Annotated in this window: 20 protein-coding genes; 8 read left to right on the top strand and 12 right to left on the bottom strand. The window is 71.0% G+C overall.

Annotated elements, in window-relative coordinates; all coding sequences use genetic code 11:
* Positions 1 to 75: 75 nt before the first annotated feature.
* Positions 76 to 765, bottom strand: coding sequence for an endonuclease V (locus tag ACWEBX_RS17065; RefSeq protein WP_451885644.1), 690 nt, complete (start codon positions 763 to 765; stop codon positions 76 to 78).
* A gap of 76 nt (positions 766 to 841) precedes the next feature.
* On the opposite strand from ACWEBX_RS17065, the gene ACWEBX_RS17060 reads away from it, so the two are divergent.
* Positions 842 to 1,138, top strand: coding sequence for a YciI family protein (locus tag ACWEBX_RS17060; RefSeq protein WP_384803152.1), 297 nt, complete (start codon positions 842 to 844; stop codon positions 1,136 to 1,138).
* 16 nt (positions 1,139 to 1,154) lie between these two features.
* Here ACWEBX_RS17060 and ACWEBX_RS17055 read toward each other — a convergent pair whose 3' ends face one another.
* Positions 1,155 to 2,261, bottom strand: a complete 1,107-nt coding sequence (locus ACWEBX_RS17055) for a WD40/YVTN/BNR-like repeat-containing protein (protein WP_451885643.1) — start codon at positions 2,259 to 2,261, stop codon at positions 1,155 to 1,157.
* A 291-nt stretch (positions 2,262 to 2,552) separates the two neighbouring features.
* Between ACWEBX_RS17055 and ACWEBX_RS17050 the strand changes: the two genes are divergently transcribed.
* Positions 2,553 to 2,969, top strand: coding sequence for an SsgA family sporulation/cell division regulator (locus tag ACWEBX_RS17050; RefSeq protein WP_451885642.1), 417 nt, complete (start codon positions 2,553 to 2,555; stop codon positions 2,967 to 2,969).
* A gap of 16 nt (positions 2,970 to 2,985) precedes the next feature.
* On the opposite strand, the gene ACWEBX_RS17045 is transcribed toward ACWEBX_RS17050, so the two are convergent.
* Positions 2,986 to 3,822 (bottom strand): isocitrate lyase/PEP mutase family protein, encoded by an 837-nt coding sequence (locus tag ACWEBX_RS17045; protein ID WP_451885641.1) that lies wholly within the window; start codon positions 3,820 to 3,822, stop codon positions 2,986 to 2,988.
* Between the two features lie 161 nt (positions 3,823 to 3,983).
* On the bottom strand, positions 3,984 to 4,670 hold the full coding sequence (locus tag ACWEBX_RS17040; RefSeq protein WP_451885640.1) for a GOLPH3/VPS74 family protein: 687 nt from the start codon (positions 4,668 to 4,670) through the stop codon (positions 3,984 to 3,986).
* Between the two features lie 320 nt (positions 4,671 to 4,990).
* Here ACWEBX_RS17040 and ACWEBX_RS17035 point away from each other — a divergent pair, with 320 nt between their 5' ends.
* The 3 genes from ACWEBX_RS17035 to ACWEBX_RS17025 all read left to right on the top strand — a co-directional run bounded on the left by ACWEBX_RS17035 (position 4,991) and on the right by ACWEBX_RS17025 (position 8,722).
* Positions 4,991 to 6,625: an ABC-F family ATP-binding cassette domain-containing protein gene (locus ACWEBX_RS17035; protein ID WP_451885639.1), complete on the top strand. Its 1,635-nt coding sequence runs from the start codon at positions 4,991 to 4,993 to the stop codon at positions 6,623 to 6,625.
* 131 nt (positions 6,626 to 6,756) lie between these two features.
* Positions 6,757 to 7,533 (top strand): dimethylargininase, encoded by a 777-nt coding sequence (ddaH, locus tag ACWEBX_RS17030; protein ID WP_451885638.1) that lies wholly within the window; start codon positions 6,757 to 6,759, stop codon positions 7,531 to 7,533.
* A gap of 211 nt (positions 7,534 to 7,744) precedes the next feature.
* A complete protein-coding gene (locus ACWEBX_RS17025) occupies positions 7,745 to 8,722 on the top strand; it encodes an acyl-ACP desaturase (protein WP_451885637.1) in 978 nt (325 codons plus the stop codon).
* A 142-nt stretch (positions 8,723 to 8,864) separates the two neighbouring features.
* Here the strand turns inward: ACWEBX_RS17025 and ACWEBX_RS17020 are convergent, their stop codons facing one another.
* A complete protein-coding gene (locus ACWEBX_RS17020) occupies positions 8,865 to 10,082 on the bottom strand; it encodes an esterase/lipase family protein (RefSeq protein ID WP_451885636.1) in 1,218 nt (405 codons plus the stop codon).
* Positions 10,083 to 10,212: 130 nt separating this feature from the next.
* Complete coding sequence (locus ACWEBX_RS17015; RefSeq protein ID WP_451885635.1) at positions 10,213 to 10,458, bottom strand: WhiB family transcriptional regulator; 246 nt, start codon at positions 10,456 to 10,458, stop codon at positions 10,213 to 10,215.
* Between the two features lie 270 nt (positions 10,459 to 10,728).
* Between ACWEBX_RS17015 and ACWEBX_RS17010 the strand changes: the two genes are divergently transcribed.
* A complete protein-coding gene (locus ACWEBX_RS17010) occupies positions 10,729 to 11,520 on the top strand; it encodes a VOC family protein (RefSeq protein ID WP_451885634.1) in 792 nt (263 codons plus the stop codon).
* Between the two features lie 135 nt (positions 11,521 to 11,655).
* On the opposite strand, the gene ACWEBX_RS17005 is transcribed toward ACWEBX_RS17010, so the two are convergent.
* The 6 genes from ACWEBX_RS17005 to ACWEBX_RS16980 all read right to left on the bottom strand — a co-directional run bounded on the left by ACWEBX_RS17005 (position 11,656) and on the right by ACWEBX_RS16980 (position 15,883).
* Positions 11,656 to 12,693: a LacI family DNA-binding transcriptional regulator gene (locus ACWEBX_RS17005; protein ID WP_451885633.1), complete on the bottom strand. Its 1,038-nt coding sequence runs from the start codon at positions 12,691 to 12,693 to the stop codon at positions 11,656 to 11,658.
* A 158-nt stretch (positions 12,694 to 12,851) separates the two neighbouring features.
* Positions 12,852 to 13,868, bottom strand: a complete 1,017-nt coding sequence (ligD, locus tag ACWEBX_RS17000) for a non-homologous end-joining DNA ligase (RefSeq protein ID WP_451885632.1) — start codon at positions 13,866 to 13,868, stop codon at positions 12,852 to 12,854.
* 153 nt (positions 13,869 to 14,021) lie between these two features.
* A complete protein-coding gene (locus ACWEBX_RS16995; protein ID WP_451885631.1) occupies positions 14,022 to 14,627 on the bottom strand; it encodes a site-specific integrase in 606 nt (201 codons plus the stop codon).
* A gap of 335 nt (positions 14,628 to 14,962) precedes the next feature.
* Entirely contained in the window at positions 14,963 to 15,262 is a 300-nt protein-coding gene (locus ACWEBX_RS16990) for a helix-turn-helix domain-containing protein (RefSeq protein WP_451885630.1), read from the bottom strand.
* A 46-nt stretch (positions 15,263 to 15,308) separates the two neighbouring features.
* Entirely contained in the window at positions 15,309 to 15,509 is a 201-nt protein-coding gene (locus ACWEBX_RS16985; RefSeq protein WP_451885629.1) for a hypothetical protein, read from the bottom strand.
* The gene (locus ACWEBX_RS16980; RefSeq protein ID WP_451885628.1) at positions 15,506 to 15,883 is read right to left on the bottom strand and encodes a DUF6415 family natural product biosynthesis protein; all 378 of its coding nucleotides are present in this window, start codon (positions 15,881 to 15,883) and stop codon (positions 15,506 to 15,508) included. The genes ACWEBX_RS16985 and ACWEBX_RS16980 overlap by 4 nt, the downstream gene beginning before the upstream one ends.
* Positions 15,884 to 16,043: 160 nt before the next feature.
* On the opposite strand from ACWEBX_RS16980, the gene ACWEBX_RS16975 reads away from it, so the two are divergent.
* Both ACWEBX_RS16975 and ACWEBX_RS16970 read left to right on the top strand, forming a co-directional pair.
* Positions 16,044 to 16,283, top strand: coding sequence for a GntR family transcriptional regulator (locus ACWEBX_RS16975; protein WP_451885627.1), 240 nt, complete (start codon positions 16,044 to 16,046; stop codon positions 16,281 to 16,283).
* Between the two features lie 50 nt (positions 16,284 to 16,333).
* A complete protein-coding gene (locus tag ACWEBX_RS16970; protein ID WP_451885626.1) occupies positions 16,334 to 16,705 on the top strand; it encodes a hypothetical protein in 372 nt (123 codons plus the stop codon).
* Positions 16,706 to 16,709: the final 4 nt, after the last annotated feature.

The raw sequence follows: 16,709 nt of genomic DNA, 5'->3' as shown, positions 1-16,709 counted from the left end.
GTCACGGCTCGGCCGTACATCCGTACGGGTACTCAGGAGCCGTACTCACGTGGGCGGGCGGGTCGGCGGGCGGTGTCAGGAGGTCGCCTGCCGGAGAGCCCGGCGGCACAGGGAGTCCGCCCGGCGGGTGGATTCCGGCAGGCGGTACTTCGGGGTGAGCGCGAGGGTGTGGGCGCAGGCGTTGTCGAGGTCCACGCGGTGGCCGACGGACACGAACACCGGCTTGATCCCGTCCTGGGTGCGCAGCGTGCGGCCCACCTCGTCGGTGCCCGCCAGCAGCGGTGAGGCGCTGCCGCGCCGGGCGCCCGGCTCCTCGTAGGCGAAGGTGAACGGGTTCTTGGCGACCCCGATCGTGGGGAGTCCGGTGAGGACGCCGAGGTGGCCGGCGAGGCCGAAGCGGCGGGGGTGGGCGAGTCCGTACCCGTCGCAGACGACCAGACCGGGCGGGCAGGGCAGGGCGTCCAGCGCGGCCATGACGGTCGGGATCTCGCGGAAGGCGAGCAGTCCGGGGACGTACGGGAAGGAGACCCTGCCGACGGCGGTGGCCTCCGCCACGACCTCGTGGGTCGCCGCGTCGAGGACGACGGCGGCCGCGACGACGACGTCCCGCTCGTCGTCGTAGGCGACGTCGACGCCGGTCACGTGGCCGGTGCCGGGCGGCGGGCCCGGCTCGTCGAGCACCACCCGGTCGCGCAACTCGTCCTGTACGGCCCGGGCTTGTTCCTCGGTGACGGGCCAGCCCGCGGGAATGCTCACGATCGTCATGATGCGGACGAGCCTACGGGCCGGTCCCCGCCCGGGTGGGCCCGGGCGGGCGGACGGTGGGCACAGGGTCGCGATCATGTTCGTACTGGAGTTGTCCTACACCGCGCCGCTCGATGCCGTCGACGCCGTTCTGGAGGCACATGTCGCCTGGCTCGACGAGCAGTACGCGGCCGGGACCTTCCTCGCCTCGGGGCGCAAGAATCCCCGCGACGGCGGGGTGATCCTGGCCGTCGCGGAGGACCGGGCGCGGATCGAGGAGATCGCCGCGGGCGACCCGTTCGTCGCCGCGGGCGTGTGCGCGTACCGCGTCACCGAGTTCGTCGCGACGAAGACGGCACCGGGCCTGGAGCGCTACCGCGAGACCCTCGGCTGAGGACCCTCCCCGCGGCTCAACGCTCCAGCCGGGCGACGCGCCCCTTCTCGCCGGAGGCCCAGCAGCCCAGGTCCGGGGTGCAGTCCACGGTGTCGTACGAGCCGGTGTCGAGGGTGCGCCAGGTGCCGCCGCCGTCGGTAGTCAGGTCGGTGCCGGTGGGGCCGACCGCGAGGGCCGCGGTGCGGCTGTGCGGAAGCCAGGTGACGCCGGAGCGGTAGGCGGGCGGGGGCCGGTCAGCGGTGGTCCAGGTGCGGCCGCCGTCGGGGGTGATCGCCGCGGCCCGCGGTGAGGGCTGGTCGGCGCGGTAGTCGCCGCCCACCGCGATGCCGTGGACGCGGTCGCGGAAGGCGAGGGCGAAGACGCCGCGCGCCGGGTCGCCCGCGGGGACCGGGGTACCGGTGGCGGTCCAGGTCAGTCCGCGGTCCACGGAGTGCAGCACGCGCGCGTGCGCCCCGCCTCCCGTGGCCAGCCACACATCGCGGGGTCCCGAGCCGACCAGACACTGGCCGCTCGCGGCGAAGCCCGCCTCACCGTCCTCGGCGGCGGGCATCCCGTCGCCGGGCAGCACCTTCCAGGTACGGCCGCCGTCGCGGGTCGACAGGATGCGGAACCTGCCGTCCACCGGGTCGCTCACCGCCAGCCCGTGCCGCCGGTCGAGGAACGTGAGGCAGTCGTAGAAGGCGTGAACATCGGTGTTGCGGAAGGACTCGGTCCACGTGGCGCCGCCGTCCTCGGTCCGGTAGACGCGGGAGGCCTCGCCCTCGCCGATGGCCAGGACCACGGCACGCCGGGCGTCGAACGCCTCGATGTCGCGGAACTCCAGGTCCGCGGCACCGGGCGGCGACACGTTCCGCCAGACCGCGCCGCCGTCGGTGGTACGCAGCACGGTGCCCTTCGAGCCGGCCACCCACGCGGTGTCCCTGCCGACGGCCGACAGCCCGCGCAGGCGCGCGTCCGTGCCGGTGTCCTTGAGCGCCCAGTGCGGGGGCCGCGCCGTGTCGTGCGCCTGCGCGGGCGCGGCCACCGCCGGTACAGCCACCACCAGCGCCGCGGCGAGTGCGGTCGCCGCCGAACCCACGCCGACCGTACGGCCCGTGCGTCTCGTCTTCCCCAAGCCCCTCATGGCGGGCGAAGCTAGCCGACTCCCCCGATCGCGTCCAGATGGCCTCCGGCGGGAACCTCGGGAGCCGCCCGGGTGTCCTCTCCGGTGTCGGGTGAGTGCGGAACGGAAAGGGATCACCGCGATCTGCGACAAGGATCATCACGATCGGGGAAAGTGGATCTCCCGGTGCGTGGCCTCGGTGACAGAGGTCACTCGGGTCAGAGGTGCACGCGCCGGGTCATTCTTCCGTCTCTTCAATTGACCGGCTTCATCCGCCCGGAGTTCGTCCAGCCGTCACAAGGGAGCAAGGCGTTGTCCACCGCAATCGAGCAGCCCGTAGAGGCCCGCCTCGTCGCCGCCGCGCCGCGGATGCCGAGCATTCCGGCCACGCTGCACTACGACCGGACCGACCCGTTCGCCGTCCGCATGACCTTCCCGGCCCCCGCGACGCTCGAAGGCATCGAGGTCTGCTGGACCTTCGCCCGGGAACTGCTCGTGTCCGGTCTGGAGGACGCGGTGGGGTACGGCGACGTACGGGTGCGGCCGTACGGCTTCGACCGCACCGTCCTGGAGTTCCACGCCCCCGAGGGCACCGCCGTGATCCATGTGCGCTCGGGCGAGGTGCGGACCTTCCTCCAGCAGACCACCGAGCTGGTGCCGGTCGGCCTCGAGCACCTCCAGGTGGACCTGGACCACGACCTGGCCGAGCTCATGCGGGGCACCTGCTGACCCGGCGCGGGTGCCGTCAGCCGGCGCGTCCCATCAGGGCGTTGAGGCCGGCGTAGTCGAACCCGCCGGTCAGGCTCTCGCAGGTCCCCGTGCCCAGCAGCTCCCGCGCGGCACGCCGGACCAGGGCGTGCGCCGCCGCCGCGATGCTCGACCCCGCACTGATCCGGGCCACGCCGAGTGCGGCCAGCTCGTCCACGGACGACGCCCCGGGGCCCACCAGGATGTTCAGGGGGCCTTCGATGCCCTCGACGAGCGCCTTCACGGTCACCGGATCGACGGTTCCGGGGACGAAGACCCCGTCGGCTCCCGCCGCCAGGAAGGCGGCGGCCCGCTCCAGGGTCTCCTCCACCCCGCCCGCGCCGCGCAGAAACGTGTCGATGCGAGCGTTGACAAACAGGGGAACCCCCGCCGCGTCGGCGGCCGCGCGGACCGCCGCGACGCGCTCCGCCTGCTCCGCCCGCGGCCGCAGCGGCCCGGCCCCCTCCTCGTACAGGGCGTCCTCGATGTTGACGCCCACCGCGCCCGCCGCGAGCACCGCCCTTACGGTGTCCCCCACGCCCGTGGCGTCGGACGCGTAGCCGCTCTCGATGTCCGCGCTGACCGGCACCCGGACCACGGCGGCGATCCGCGCGACGGCCGCGAACGCGTCCTCCCTGTCCAGCCGGTCCCCGTCCGCCGCTCCCAGCGTCCAGGCGAGGCCCGCGCTGGTCGTCGCCACCGCCGCGGCGCCCGCGTCCTCGACGATCCGGGCGCTCACCGCGTCCCAGGCGTTCGCCAGGACGAGGGGCCGGCCGGGCACGTGCAGGGCGCGGAAGGCGAGGGCGGAGTCACGGAGTCGCTCGGTGTCGGTCATGGGGACAAGCCAAGCAGCCCGGTGCGAGGGACGCTGGCAGGAATCCGACATGGACGGGGGTGCCGGGCGCACGACGGGCCGGGCGCGCCCCCGGGAACGTGGATTCCCGGGGCGAGCCCGTCCCGCGCCGGGCGTCCGGTTCGACGTGGCCTTCGCCACGTTCAGTTCGACGCCGTCGTGGCAGCGGTCGTGGAGGAGGCCGTCGTGGCCGCCACGACCACCGCCGTGCGGACGTCCCGGATGACCTTCCTCAGGGCGGGAGCCGCCGCTCCCCCGCGCTCGGTGAGCTCGTCGATGCGGGCGCGGTGGAGTCTGCGCTCCTTGGGCGACGCGAAGGTACGCAGCTCGGCGGCCGTGGCCAGGGCGACGAGGGCGGCGTCGCGGTCACCGACGTCGGCGACGGGTACCGGTCCCTCCAGCACCTCCCGTGCGTCCTCGCGCAGGGCTTCCACCACGGGGACCCGGTCCAGCTCGTACTCGACGGACGGGAAGATCCCGAAGACCCGCTTGCGCTCCGCCCGCAGGTATCCCTCGGCCGCGAGCTGGGCGCGGACCGCGTCCAGGGTGACCCGGGCCCGTGAGGTGACCCACGGCTTCCACCGCCGGGGCCGGGACTCCGCCACGAGTTCCAGGAGCCCGTCGAGAACGACGTCCCCGGTCCGGGAGTCGGCGTCGACGGGGGTGACGATGCCGTCGTCGTCGACGAGCAGCCCGCGCTGGGCGAGCTCGGTGAGGGCGCCGGCGCGGACCAGGTGGTGGAGGTGGGTGGACCCGGTGATCCTCCCCTTCGTGGTGTCCCACGCCAGGAGGTAGAGCCGGGCGGGCAACGAGAGCGAGCCGTTCGGCACGGGATCTCCTCGGTTCGTCGGTGGGGCGCGTTCGTCGGTGGGGCGCGTTAATCCTTTGACAGCCCTCGGGACCGTCCCTACGGTGTGAAGCGGTTCTGTTGCCGTCGAATGGAGAAGGACGTTGCTCGTCTGAGGTCGGAGACACCGCGTCACACAGCCGGTCCCGTCGGACCCGCGTGTGCGCAGCGTGCGACCTCGGCGTTCGAGCCGTCCCAGGGTGCGGAGCCCGTTCTTCCCGCTCTCCTCCGAACCGGATCGTCGTCGCCTCGCGGTGTCCCGTACGCGTACCCCCGACCGCATCCAGCAATCGCGAGGCTCTCATGTCAACGTTCCCCACCTCCGTCACCTGTACCTCCCTGTCCTTCGCCTGGCCGGACGGCACCGAGGTCTTCGACGGTCTCCAGGTCGCCTTCGGACCGGGCGTCACCGGACTCGTCGGCGTCAACGGCTCGGGCAAGTCGACCCTGTTGAAGCTGATCGCCGGAGAGCTCACCTCGGCCGACGGGACCGTCCGGGTCGCCGGCGAGGTCGGCCGTCTGCCGCAGAACGTCACCCTCGACACCGCGCTGCGGGTCGACGAGGCCCTCGGCATCCGCGCGGTCCGCGCCGCCCTGCACGCGATCGAGGCGGGTGACGTGTCCGAGGAGCACTTCGACGTCGTCGGCGACGACTGGGACGTCGAGGAGCGGGCCCGCGCGACCCTCGGCGAACTCGGCCTCGGACACATCGACCTGGACCGTACGATCGGTGAGGTGTCCGGCGGCGAGTCGGTGCTGCTGCGGCTGGCCGCGCTCCTGCTGCGCCGGCCCGACGTCCTGCTGCTCGACGAACCCACCAACAACCTCGACCTGTACGCGCGACAGCGGCTGTACGCGGCCGTGGAAGCCTGGTCCGGAGTCATGATCGTGGTCAGTCACGACCGCGAACTCCTCGATCTGGCCGACCAGATCGCCGATCTGCACTCCGGCGAGGTCACCTGGTACGGCGGGAACTTCTCCGCGTACGAGGAGGCGCTCGCCGCCGAACAGGAGGCGGCGGAGCGCATGGTGCGCGTCGCCGAGTCCGATCTGAAGAAGCAGAAGCGCGAACTGGTCGACGCTCAGGTCAAGTTGGCCCGGCGCAGGCGGTACGGGCAGAAGATGAACGACCAGAAGCGCGAACCGAAGATCGTCATGGGAGCGCGCAAACGGTCGGCCCAGGAGTCCGCGGGCAAGCACCGGCTCCTGCACGAGGGCAGGCTGAGCGAGGCGAAGGAGCGCCTCGACGAGGCGGTGGAGGCCGTACGGGACGACGACGTGATCCGGATCGACCTGCCGTACACGGCGGTGCCGCCGGGGCGCGACGTCCTCACCCTCGACCGGCTGGAGCTGATGCACGGTGCACGGGTGAACGGCGTGTTCGATCTTCGCGGACCCGAACGCGTCGCGATCGTCGGGCGCAACGGATCGGGCAAGACGACACTCCTGCGCACGATCGCCGGGGAGCTGGACGCCGTGTCCGGTGAGGCGCACGCCCATGTGCCCCTGCGCTTCCTGCCCCAGCGGCTCGATGTCCTCGACGACGAGCTGACGGTCGCCGAGAACGTGGCCCGGTACGCGCCCGCCGCCACCGGCAACCGGATCCGGGCCCGGCTCGCCCGCTTCCTGTTCAAGGGGACGAAGGCCGACCAGCGGGCGGCGACGCTCTCCGGCGGCGAACGTTTCCGCGCGGCGCTCGCGGCCCTGATGCTGGCCGAGCCCGCCCCGCAGCTCCTGATGCTCGACGAGCCGACGAACAACCTCGACATGGCGAGCGTGCACCAGCTCACCACGGCCCTGGAGTCGTACGAAGGGGCACTGATCGTCGCCAGCCACGACATGCCGTTCCTGGAGTCGATCGGCATCACGCGACGGCTGCTGCTGGAAGGAGGAGAACTGAAAGAAATCGCTCCGGAAACTGTCGGGTATTCCTCATAGTGCGGGGAGGCGGAGGCGGCCTAGCGTCGGGGGTGGGCGGTGCCCGGTGTCGGGCCGGGGGTCTTCTGTGGGCGCGAACCGCGCTGCATGATGGTGCGTTCGACACCCCCAGCCGATTCGGAGACCCGCCCGTGCCCAGTCAGAAAGCGCTCGTCCGCCGGCCCGGCCCCCGCCTCGCCGAGGGGCTGGTGACCCACTTGGAACGCACGGAGGTGGAGGTCGATCTCGCGGTCGAGCAGTGGGAGGCGTACACCGAGGCGCTGCGGACGCACGGCTGGGAGACCGTCGAGGTGGACCCGGCCGAGGACTGTCCGGACGCGGTGTTCGTCGAGGACGCCGTCGTCGTCTTCCGCAATGTCGCGCTCATCGCCCGGCCCGGCGCGGAGTCCCGCCGGGCCGAGACGCCGGGGGTCGAGGAGGCCGTGGCACGCCTCGGCTGCTCGGTGAACTGGATCTGGGATCCGGGCACCCTCGACGGCGGCGACGTCCTGAAGGTGGGCGACACGATCTACGTGGGCCGCGGCGGCCGGACGAACGCGGCCGGGGTCCAGCAGTTGCGCGCCGCCTTCGAACCGCTCGGGGCGCGGGTCGTCACCGTTCCCGTCAGCAAGGTGCTGCATCTGAAGTCGGCGGTCACCGCTCTGCCCGACGGGACGGTGATCGGGCACGAGCCGCTCGTGGACACGCCCTCGTTGTTCCCGCGCTTCCTGGCCGTCCCGGAGGAGTCCGGGGCGCACGTGGTGCTCCTGGGCGGCGGGAAGCTGCTGATAGCCGCGTCCGCCCCGAAGACCGCGGAACTGCTCGCCGACCTCGGCCATGAACCGGTCGTGGTGGACATCAGCGAGTTCGAGAAGCTCGAAGGCTGCGTGACCTGCCTCTCGGTGAGACTTCGGGAGCTGTACGTCTGAACGAGTGAGCGAGTCACCCATTCGGTCCCGCCCCTCGACGCCCGGGGGCCTCTCCGGCAGGGGGCGGAAGCGGCGTACCCTCGCCCGCAACACCGCTGATCAGCAGTGTTTACGGGCTTCTTAACCTACGGAGACGTAACCTACGGAGACGTAGCCTACGATGCCGTAGGTTAGGTATCAGCTCGTTGTCCCGTCCCTCCCTGGAGCACCAGTGACGATCACTTCCCCCGACCTCGGCAGCCCGGCAGCCGCCTGGACCGACGCTCGTCTGCTGTACGCGCTGGAGGAAGTCGTCGAGACGGAGCTCAACCGCCACCTGAAGGTGGCCAAGGACTGGATGCCGCACGAGTACGTGCCCTTCAGCGACGCCCGCAACTTCCCCGGGATCTTCGAGGACGGCGAGGCCTGGGACAAGGAGCAGTCCAAGGTCACCGAGATCGGCCGGATCGCGCTCGTCGTGAACCTGCTCACCGAGGACAACCTCCCGAGCTACCACCACGAGATCGCGTCCCTCTTCGGCCGCGACGGCGCCTGGGGCACCTGGGTGCACCGCTGGACGGCGGAGGAGGGCCGGCACGGCATCGTGATGCGCGACTACCTGCTCGCCTCGCGCGCGGTGGACCCGGACAAGCTCGAGGCCTTCCGGATGCAGCACATGAGCGAGGGCTTCGAGTCGGACAACCGTCACTCGATGCTGCACTCGGTCGCGTACGTCGCCTTCCAGGAGCTGGCGACCCGCGTCTCGCACCGCAACACCGGCCACCAGTCGGGCGACCCGGTCTGCGACCGCATGCTGGCGCGCATCGCGACCGACGAGAACCTCCACATGGTCTTCTACCGCAACCTTCTGAAGGCCGCGTTCGAGCTCGCCCCCGACCTGACCATGCAGGCCGTCCGTGACGTCGTCGTCAACTTCCGGATGCCCGGTCACGGCATGCCCGGCTTCGAGCGCATGGCCGCGCAGATGGCCATCGGCGAGATCTACAACCTGCGCATCCACCACGACGACGTGATCCAGCCGGTGCTGCGTCACCTCAGGATCCTGGAGATCGACGGCCTCGGCCCCGAGGGCCTCAAGGCCCAGGAGGAGCTCGGCTTCTTCATGGGCGGCCTCGACGCCGAGGCCTCGAAGTTCGACGAGAAGCTCGCCGCCCGCAAGGCCCGGATGGCGGCCCGCGCCACCGCGTGACCCGTCCCGGGCGGACAGGAACGGGCGCGGGCGCCCCGGCAGGGTTCAGGTCCTGCCGGGGCGCCCGCACATGCCGTGGCCCCGTGGGCCACGACCGGTCGCGCGGCTGCCCGGTCCCCGACCGGTCCAGTCCCGGGCCGGTCTAGTCGGGGAGCCGGTCCAGGACCCACTCCCCGATCTCCGGCGTCATGATGGCGTGCGGGTCGTTGCGCTCGGAGAGCATGAAGTCGTCGAGATCGGACTGGTCCGGGGGCAGCTGGTCGATGTTGACGTACAGGTTCTCCTGCCGGTCCAGGTCGCGGACCGAGACCGCGCTGACGGACGGGACGAAGCACACGGCCCGGTGGACCATGTCGATGTTCTCGCCGAACGCCTTGAGCGTGTCTCCGACGATGCCGAACGATTCGAGCGTCCCGCCGGGCGCGCCGTCCAGTTCGGGGAACCCGCTCGTGGTGATCGTGTGCGGTCCGCCGAGGATGCCGTCGAGCACGGCCACCTCCGCCGCCTCGCCCTTCGGCTGGGCGAGGAAGTACGTGCCGTCGAAGAGCGGCCCGGCGCAGGTCAGCGCCTTCGCCCCGGCGCGCACCCCGTTGCCCACGCCGTCACCGCGTCCGCTGGAGACCCCGAGCAGGCGCGGGATGCGCGGCCAGCCGCCCACCCGCTCCAACTGGTGCTTGAACTCCGTGCGCAGCGGGCTCTCCTTCGGCGTGCCGTCGAGAGCGTCCAGGTGGCGCCAGAGCATCTGCTGGGAGGCGGGGCTGCTGATCTGCCGCAGGTAGGTGTCGTCGCCGGCGTCGGCGAGGTAGTGCGCGAACGCCTGGAGCCCGATCGGCACCCACCCTCCCCGGTGCGGGCTGTCGAACGACACGTAGCAGGCGACCCGGTGGTCCATGCGCTGCATTTCCATCTTCGCCAGCGCGTAGCGGGCGACGATGCCGCCCATGCTGAACCCGCCGACGAGCAGCCGGGCGTCGCCGAGCTGCTCGGCGATGGTCCGCATGATCGCGGCGGTCATCGTCTCGGCGTTGCGCAGGATCGACTCGCTCCGCTCGTCGAACCCGACGAGGATCAGCGTGCGTCCCCGCTGCCGGAGCCGGCTGATGAACGGGAACTCACCGTTCTCCAGCCCGTCCCACAGCCAGTCGAAGTCGGACGGCCCGAGGTTGAAGCCGTCGGCGAGGACCACCGGCCGGACCACTCCCTTCTGGCCCTGTCCGTAGTACACCCGCGCACTGCCGCCGGGGAGCTGCCACTCCTCGTCGGCCCGGGGAGCCTGCGCGGCGGCAGACTTCCCCAACGGCGTCACGAGTCCGATCGACCCGGCGGCTTTTTTTGCTTTGTCGGCCTTGCTGTCGGCCATGACATCCCTTTCGGTGTCGGTGACAACGATCAGAGGACGTCATACGCACATTTGTCACTGTCCAAGCGCATATGCCAATCAGCTCACTCCGATGATCCACGACGGCAGTCGAAAGGAGGCCGGGGGCGTGTCACTCCAGGGCGCGCCGCAGGCCGAGGCGCTCCTTCTCGGAGAGTCCGCCCCACACGCCGAAGCGTTCGTCGTTGCTCAGCGCGTATTCGAGGCACGCGGGACGCATCACGCACATCCCGCAGATGCGCTTGGCGTCGCGTACCGAGCTGCCCGGCTCGGGAAAGAAGAAGTCCGCCCCCGTCTGCGCGCACAACGCCTGTTCCTGCCAGGCGAGGTCGGACGGAGTGATGGTTACCGAGTACATGGTCACAGCGTGCCCGGCGGCGAAAAACGTTCGATCAACGCGGGATCAACGCGGTGTACCAAGGCTTCCGGCGGCCTCGATGATGGCCCCGCGGGAAGGCCTAGGGCACGGCGGCGCGCGGGAGAAGTCGGCGACGATACGAATCCCGGCGGCCACTCGGAGTGACGGACGTCGCCGCTCCGGGCGGTTTGCGCGTCTCCGGGGCGATTGTCAGTGGGCGGTGGAAGACTCGGCATCAAAGGCAACGGGACCCCTCAAAGGAGGGCAATCATGCTCACCACCAGCTTCGTCAACGGCTCCCCGAACTGGCTGGATGTCGGCACGGCCGACATCGAAGGCGCCATCGCCTTCTACGGAGGCATCTTCGGCTGGCGGTTCCAGTCGGCGGGGCCGGACGCCGGTGGCTACGGCTTCTTCCAGGTGGACGGCAAGACCGTGGCCGGGGGGATGCAGATCACCGCCGAGCAGGGCCCGCCGTCCTGGAACGTCTACTTCCGGACCGCGGACGCCGAAGCCTCCGCCAAGGCGGTCGAGCAGCACAAGGGCACGGTGCTCATGCCGCCCATGGACGTGATGGGCGAGGGCCACATGGCCATGCTCGCCGATCAGGCGGGCGTGACCTTCGGCGTGTGGCAGCCCGGCCGGACCAAGGGCCTGGGCATGGCGGGCGACCCCGGTTCGCTGTGCTGGGTCGAGCTCTGCACGCCGGACATCGCCGCGGCCGCCGCGTTCTACAACTCCGTCTTCGGGTGGCAGACTTCGGCGTTCCAGTTCCCGGGCGGGACCTACACCTGTGTCAACCCCGCGGAGACCGAGGCGGAGGGCGTGTTCGGCGGCCTGATGCCGCTCGCGGACGACCCGGTCGAGGCGAAGGCCGGCGCGTACTGGCTGCCGTACATCGAGGTCCCCGACACGGACGCCGTGGTCGCCAGGGCCGGGGAACTCGGCGGTACGGTCCGTATGCCCGCCACGGACATGGAGGGCGTCGGCCGCATCGCCAAGCTCGCCGATCCGTACGGGGCGCGCTTCGCGGTGATCAAGAGCGCCCCACAGCAGAGCTGACGCCCCCGGTCGCCGGGGCCGGCGCGGGGCAATCCCACCGGCCCCGCGCCGAGAGGTCCCGCGCGCCAGGCCGAGCCCCGTCGTGCCACCGGCGCCGGCGCCGCGCCGAGGCCCCTCGCACCACGGTCTTCAGCCCTACGCCGAGGCCCGTCGTACGATCGTCGTCGGCAGGACCACTCCGGCGGGATCGGGCGCCGGGTCCTGCGCGGCGGGGCCGCCCTCAAGACCGCGGATCAGCAGCCGGGCCATCAGCCGGCCCATCTCCTCTATGTCCTGACGCACCGTCGTCAGCGGCGGATCCGTCTGTTCGGCTATCGGCAGCATGTCGTCGAAGCCGATCACGGCAACGTCGTCGGGCACCCGTCGTCCGTGCTCACGCAGCACGCGCAGCACGCCCAGGGCCGACAGGTCGTTCGCCACGAACACCGCGTCGACGTCGGGGCGGCGCTCCAGGATTTCCCGCATCGCGCGTTCGCCGCCGGCGGGGGTGAAGTCCCCCTGCGCGACGAGCTCCGGACCGGCGTCGGCCATGACGTCCCGGAAGCCGTCGAGCCGGTCGACGGCGGACGTCTGGTCGAGGGCACCGGTGATGTGGGCGACGCGCGTCCGCCCGAGACCGAGAAGGTGGCGAACGGCCTGGCGGGCTCCGCCGCGGTTGTCGCAGTCGACATACACGGCTTCGCGGACGCCGTCGCCCCAGCCGGGCCGTCCACCGAACACGGTCGGCACACCTGCGCCGTGGATGAGGCCCGGCAGCGGGTCGTCGAGGTGCAGGGAGAACACGAGCGCGCCGTCGACATGGCCGCCGGCGAGATAGCGGGCGACGCGGGCGTGGTCGTCGCGCCCTTCCGTGAGCAGCAGGACCAGTTGGGAGTCGTTGGCCGTCAGCTCCTTGCTGATGCCCCGGAGCTGGAGTGCGAAGAACGGGTCGGCGAAGACCCGCGTCTCGGGCTCGGCGATCACCACGGCGACCGCGTCGTGGCGCCGGGTGACGAGGCTGCGGGCGGCCTGGTTCGGCACGTAGCCCAGTTCTTCGACGGCCCGGCGCACCCGCTCGACGAGCGGCTCACGGACTCCGTCCCCACCGTTCACGACCCGTGACACGGTGGCCCGGGAGACCCCGGCCCGCGCGGCCACGGCCTCCAGCGTGGGGCGCGACGCTGTCTCGGTCACCTCAGGGCACCTCCTCGGCGGATGCCGATCAGGATAGCCGCGCGACCGCTCGCTCCGTGGGGGTGCTCCCCGATCATCGAAAACGCCTCGAACCGGTGTCACCACAGGGTGACTTGGCGGAGAGGGCCCCAGGCGGGCCCCGAGGCCGGCCCCGGACTCTAGGCGTCCTCGTGCTTCGCGCGGCTCGGCTGCACCCGCTTGGGCTCGCCCGGCATCTTCGGGTACTCGGGCGGGTACGGGAGGTCGCCGAGACCGTGGTCGTGCTCGTCGCGGCTGGCGAGTTCGAGCAGGGCCTCCAGCGAGAAGGCGTGCTCGTCCATGTCGGCGTGCACGTCGCCGAGTTCGGCGAAGCGGCCCGGCATGGTCGCCAGGTCGAAGTCCCGGGGTCTGGCGTCCTGCACCTCGTCCCAGCGCAGCGGTGCGGAGACCGGGGCGTGCGGGCGGGGACGTACGGAATAGGCCGAGGCGATGGTGCGGTCCCGGGCCGTCTGGTTGTAGTCCACGAAGATCTTCTCGCCCCGCTCCTCCTTCCACCAGGCGGTGGTGACCTGGTCGGGCATACGGCGTTCGAGCTCGCGCCCGACGGCGATGGCAGCCCGGCGCACCTGGGTGAAGGTCCAGCGCGGCTGGATGGGCACGAAGACATGGAGGCCGCGGCCCCCGGAGGTCTTGGGCCAGCCCCGCAGACCGCCGTACTCGTGCAGGACCTCGCGCAGTTCGTGGGCGGCGCGCACCGCGTCGGCGTAGTCCGTGCCGGGCTGCGGGTCGAGGTCGATGCGCAGTTCGTCGGGACTGTCGACGTCGTCGCGGCGGACCGGCCAGGGATGGAAGGTGAGCGTGCCGAACTGCGCGGCCCACAGCACGGCGGCCGGCTCGGTGGGGCACATCTCATCGGCGCTGCGGCCGCTGGGGAAGGTGATGTGGGCGGTCGGGATCCAGTCGGGCATGTTCTTGGGCGCCCGCTTCTGGAAGAAGGACTCCCCGGTCACCCCGTCCGGGTAGCGCTCCAGGGTGGTGGGGCGGTTGCGCAGGGCGCGCAGGATGCCGTCGCCGACGGCGAGGTAGTACTGGGCGAGGTCCAGCTTCGTGAATCCGCGCTCAGGGAAGAAGATCTTGTCCGGGCTGGACAGACGAACGCTCCTGCCGGCCGCTTCGAGTTCCACCGCATCGCCCATGCGAGCCACGGTAGGCGCAGCTCGCGGGCCCCGCACACCGGGCGGATGCCCGCGCCACCGCGCAGAATCGAAGTTTGGATCTGCGGTGGGGCACGTACTACCAGGTCAGAGGCACTTTTTCCTGATCACTTAGTGATCAGATCTCACAACTTCTCACATCGGCACCGGAAGAGCGCCGTGAAGACCGTCCCATGCGAAGGCCGCAGGGCGCAGGTCTTCGACATCGGGGGCGATGTACCGGGCCTTCGTGAAGGCCGCGTTCGTGTGGCCCGCCCAGGCGGCGAGGACCACGTCCGTGACTCCGTTGACAGCCAGGTACTTGAGGCAGGAGTGACGAGCGTCGTAGAGGCGCACCCTCCGGAGTTGCAGACGCTTCATCAGGTCGTATGCCTGCTCACGCAGGTGGCGCGTGGTCAGGACGCGACCGAGGTCGTCCACCAGCACGTACCGGCTCTCTTCGTACGCTTCCCCCGCCGCGAGCTTCTCGCGCGCCTGACGGGCCTTGAACTTCTTCAGCGCCTCCTTCACCTTGTCCGGCAGCGGAAGGTCCCGCTCCCCTGAACTGGTCTTGGTGTCCTTCTCGATGACGTAGCTGTTCTTGACCATCGTCCTGGTGTTTACAACCGAAAGCGTCCCGAACTCCAGGTCGACGTCTTCCCAGCGCAGCCCCGCGACTTCCCCGGGGCGCAGCCCCATGAGGGAGAGAAGGAAAGGCGCATGGAGCCGGTCCCGCTGGATACCGACGATGAACTCCTGCAACACGAGATCATCGAGGGGACCGACTTCGACTCCGTCCGCGCCGTCCGGTCCGGCGCCTCTCGCTGGGCTCTCAGGCGGGGCATGACGGCAGCCGTGAGCACCGTACGGCTGAGCGCGGCCGAGAGGGCGGGCGGCGCACCGGCGAGGCTGCGCATCCGGTTCGAGGGCGAAGGGCTGGCAGTCGTGCATCAGACGCGAGAGTGGGTCCAGATCGCTCTGTTCCCTCTATCGCGCGTCCGACTGCCGCAGCAGCGCCGCCCAAGCCCCTGAGCGCCCCTCAGGGTCGCGTTCCAAGGACGGACGGCGGGCACTCCCGCCGTCCGCCTCACGGGCCGTCAGCCGCCCTCAGAGCGGACGCGGGTACGGTCGCCGTGATCACGGGGGCCTCGCGGGTCCTGCGCGATCTCGTCCGCCCACACATCGACGGGCCCGACAGCGGCGAACTCGATACGCCCGCCGAGGGCCTTGATGTATGCCTCCACCACGGAGAAACGCACGTTCGGGAAGTCCAGTTCGATCTGGCCGGTCCGCGCCTTGCTGACGCCCATCCGCCGGGCGACCTCAAGCTGCGACAGCCCGGACAGTTTGCGCAGGTCGGCCAGTGCCGCTGCCTGCGGGGGATTCTCGACTGACATACGTACCTTCGTGACGTAGGTGAGTGACGAACAGCAGACGGCCGGCTCACTGCTGCGCTCGCGCGAGAAGGACGCGGGCCAGGATCCGCACCGCGTCCGGGTCCGGCCCGACCAACGCAGCGTGCCTGGTGTGCGCCCAGACGTCCCAGCCCGGACCGGAGTTGCCGAGATCGCAACCGATGAGGACCGCGTCGTCCGGGTCGGTGATCGATTCGTCGCAGTGGCGGCAGATCCGGAGCGCGCTCACCTGTGCCCCCCGTTCAGGTTCTCCACGTGATCGCACAACGCGTTCACGGAACGGGCGAGCCGCTGCGCGTGGGCCACGGCGGCGGGCAGGGTGACCCCCGGCTCCAGCCCGAGCCGCATGCGGGACTCCCCTAGGCACGCCATCGCGCAGGCCCGGGGCACGTCGTCCTCGGGCAGCGGCCGGGCCACGTCCTCGACGGCCGGGATGAGCAGCATCATGTGCCCGCGCAGTGTGAGCGTCAGGGTGTTCAGCTCGGTCTCGGTGGGCAGTTCGGCGTCCTCCCCCAGGAGCAGCCGGGCCGTCGCCCTCATCGTCTCCACATCCAGCGGCAGGGCCTCTGCCACGGCCGCCGGGCGGCCGCTACGTTGCGTCATGTCGCGCTCCTCGAAGCGTCGGCCACGCCCCGGGGCCGTTCGCGCGGTCGCCGGGGCCTCCTAGGCCGCCACCGTAAGAGTCCTGTACACACCTGTCTATACCTAGGCATGGCTATGTATATCTATGCCCTAATACGTCCGCATACCTACAGTCGGACGGGTGATCGACTACGACCCGACCCGGCCCAAGTGGGAGCAGATCGCAGAAGTGCTCCGCGCCCGCATCATCAGCGGCGAGCTGCCGCCCCGCACGCTCGTCTCCGAGGTCCAGATGGAGGCGGAGTTCGGCGTCGCCCGCGGCACCGTGCGGAAGGCGACCGCCGCATTGCGCGAAGAAGGTCTGCTGGTCACCACGCCCGGCATGGGCTCCTTCGTCCGCGATCAGGCCATCCCCGAGTGACGGCGCGCCACTGGTCGGCTCTAGGCGCAGGCTTCGCCGCGGGGGCCAGCGTGGTCCTCGCCGCCGGCCTCGACGGCCAGCGCGGCACGGTCGCAGCCCTCACCATCCTTGCCCTGCTCTTCACCATCGGCGGGCTCATTTGGGGCGGTGGCGAGCTACGGGCCGAGTATCGAAAGCTGGACTGGCAATGGCGCGGGATCCAGATTCTTCTGGCATCTGAGATGCCGGAAGATGAGAAGAAGCTGCACATGGAGATGGTGTTGCCGCCGTCCTCCTCGTGGAACGATGTCTCCTATCTCAAGGAGCTCATCCGCCTGAACGTGCTGGAGCAGGCCTCAGACTCGCTGAAAGCCCCTCTCCTGCTGACGCTTCTGGGCGTCGTACTGGGCTCCGGAGCGAGCGTCTGGTCTCTCTGGCTCTGAGCAG

The organism is Streptomyces sp. NPDC005070, assembly GCF_053600395.1.
The sequence above is the reverse complement of the archived record's forward strand: the minus strand, read 5'-3'. Positions and strand labels throughout refer to the sequence as shown.

Bases quoted from the DNA above. Each gene is read 5' to 3' on its own strand.
- ACWEBX_RS17065 (WP_451885644.1), bottom strand. From the start codon at position 765: ATGACGATCGTGAGCATTCCCGCGGGCTGGCCCGTCACCGAGGAACAA.
- ACWEBX_RS17060 (WP_384803152.1), top strand. From the start codon at position 842: ATGTTCGTACTGGAGTTGTCCTACACCGCGCCGCTCGATGCCGTCGAC.
- ACWEBX_RS17055 (WP_451885643.1), bottom strand. From the start codon at position 2,261: ATGAGGGGCTTGGGGAAGACGAGACGCACGGGCCGTACGGTCGGCGTG.
- ACWEBX_RS17045 (WP_451885641.1), bottom strand. From the start codon at position 3,822: ATGACCGACACCGAGCGACTCCGTGACTCCGCCCTCGCCTTCCGCGCC.
- ACWEBX_RS17035 (WP_451885639.1), top strand. From the start codon at position 4,991: ATGTCAACGTTCCCCACCTCCGTCACCTGTACCTCCCTGTCCTTCGCC.
- ACWEBX_RS17020 (WP_451885636.1), bottom strand. From the start codon at position 10,082: ATGGCCGACAGCAAGGCCGACAAAGCAAAAAAAGCCGCCGGGTCGATC.
- ACWEBX_RS17015 (WP_451885635.1), bottom strand. From the start codon at position 10,458: ATGTACTCGGTAACCATCACTCCGTCCGACCTCGCCTGGCAGGAACAG.
- ACWEBX_RS17010 (WP_451885634.1), top strand. From the start codon at position 10,729: ATGCTCACCACCAGCTTCGTCAACGGCTCCCCGAACTGGCTGGATGTC.
- ligD (WP_451885632.1), bottom strand. From the start codon at position 13,868: ATGGGCGATGCGGTGGAACTCGAAGCGGCCGGCAGGAGCGTTCGTCTG.
- ACWEBX_RS16990 (WP_451885630.1), bottom strand. From the start codon at position 15,262: ATGTCAGTCGAGAATCCCCCGCAGGCAGCGGCACTGGCCGACCTGCGC.
- ACWEBX_RS16980 (WP_451885628.1), bottom strand. From the start codon at position 15,883: ATGACGCAACGTAGCGGCCGCCCGGCGGCCGTGGCAGAGGCCCTGCCG.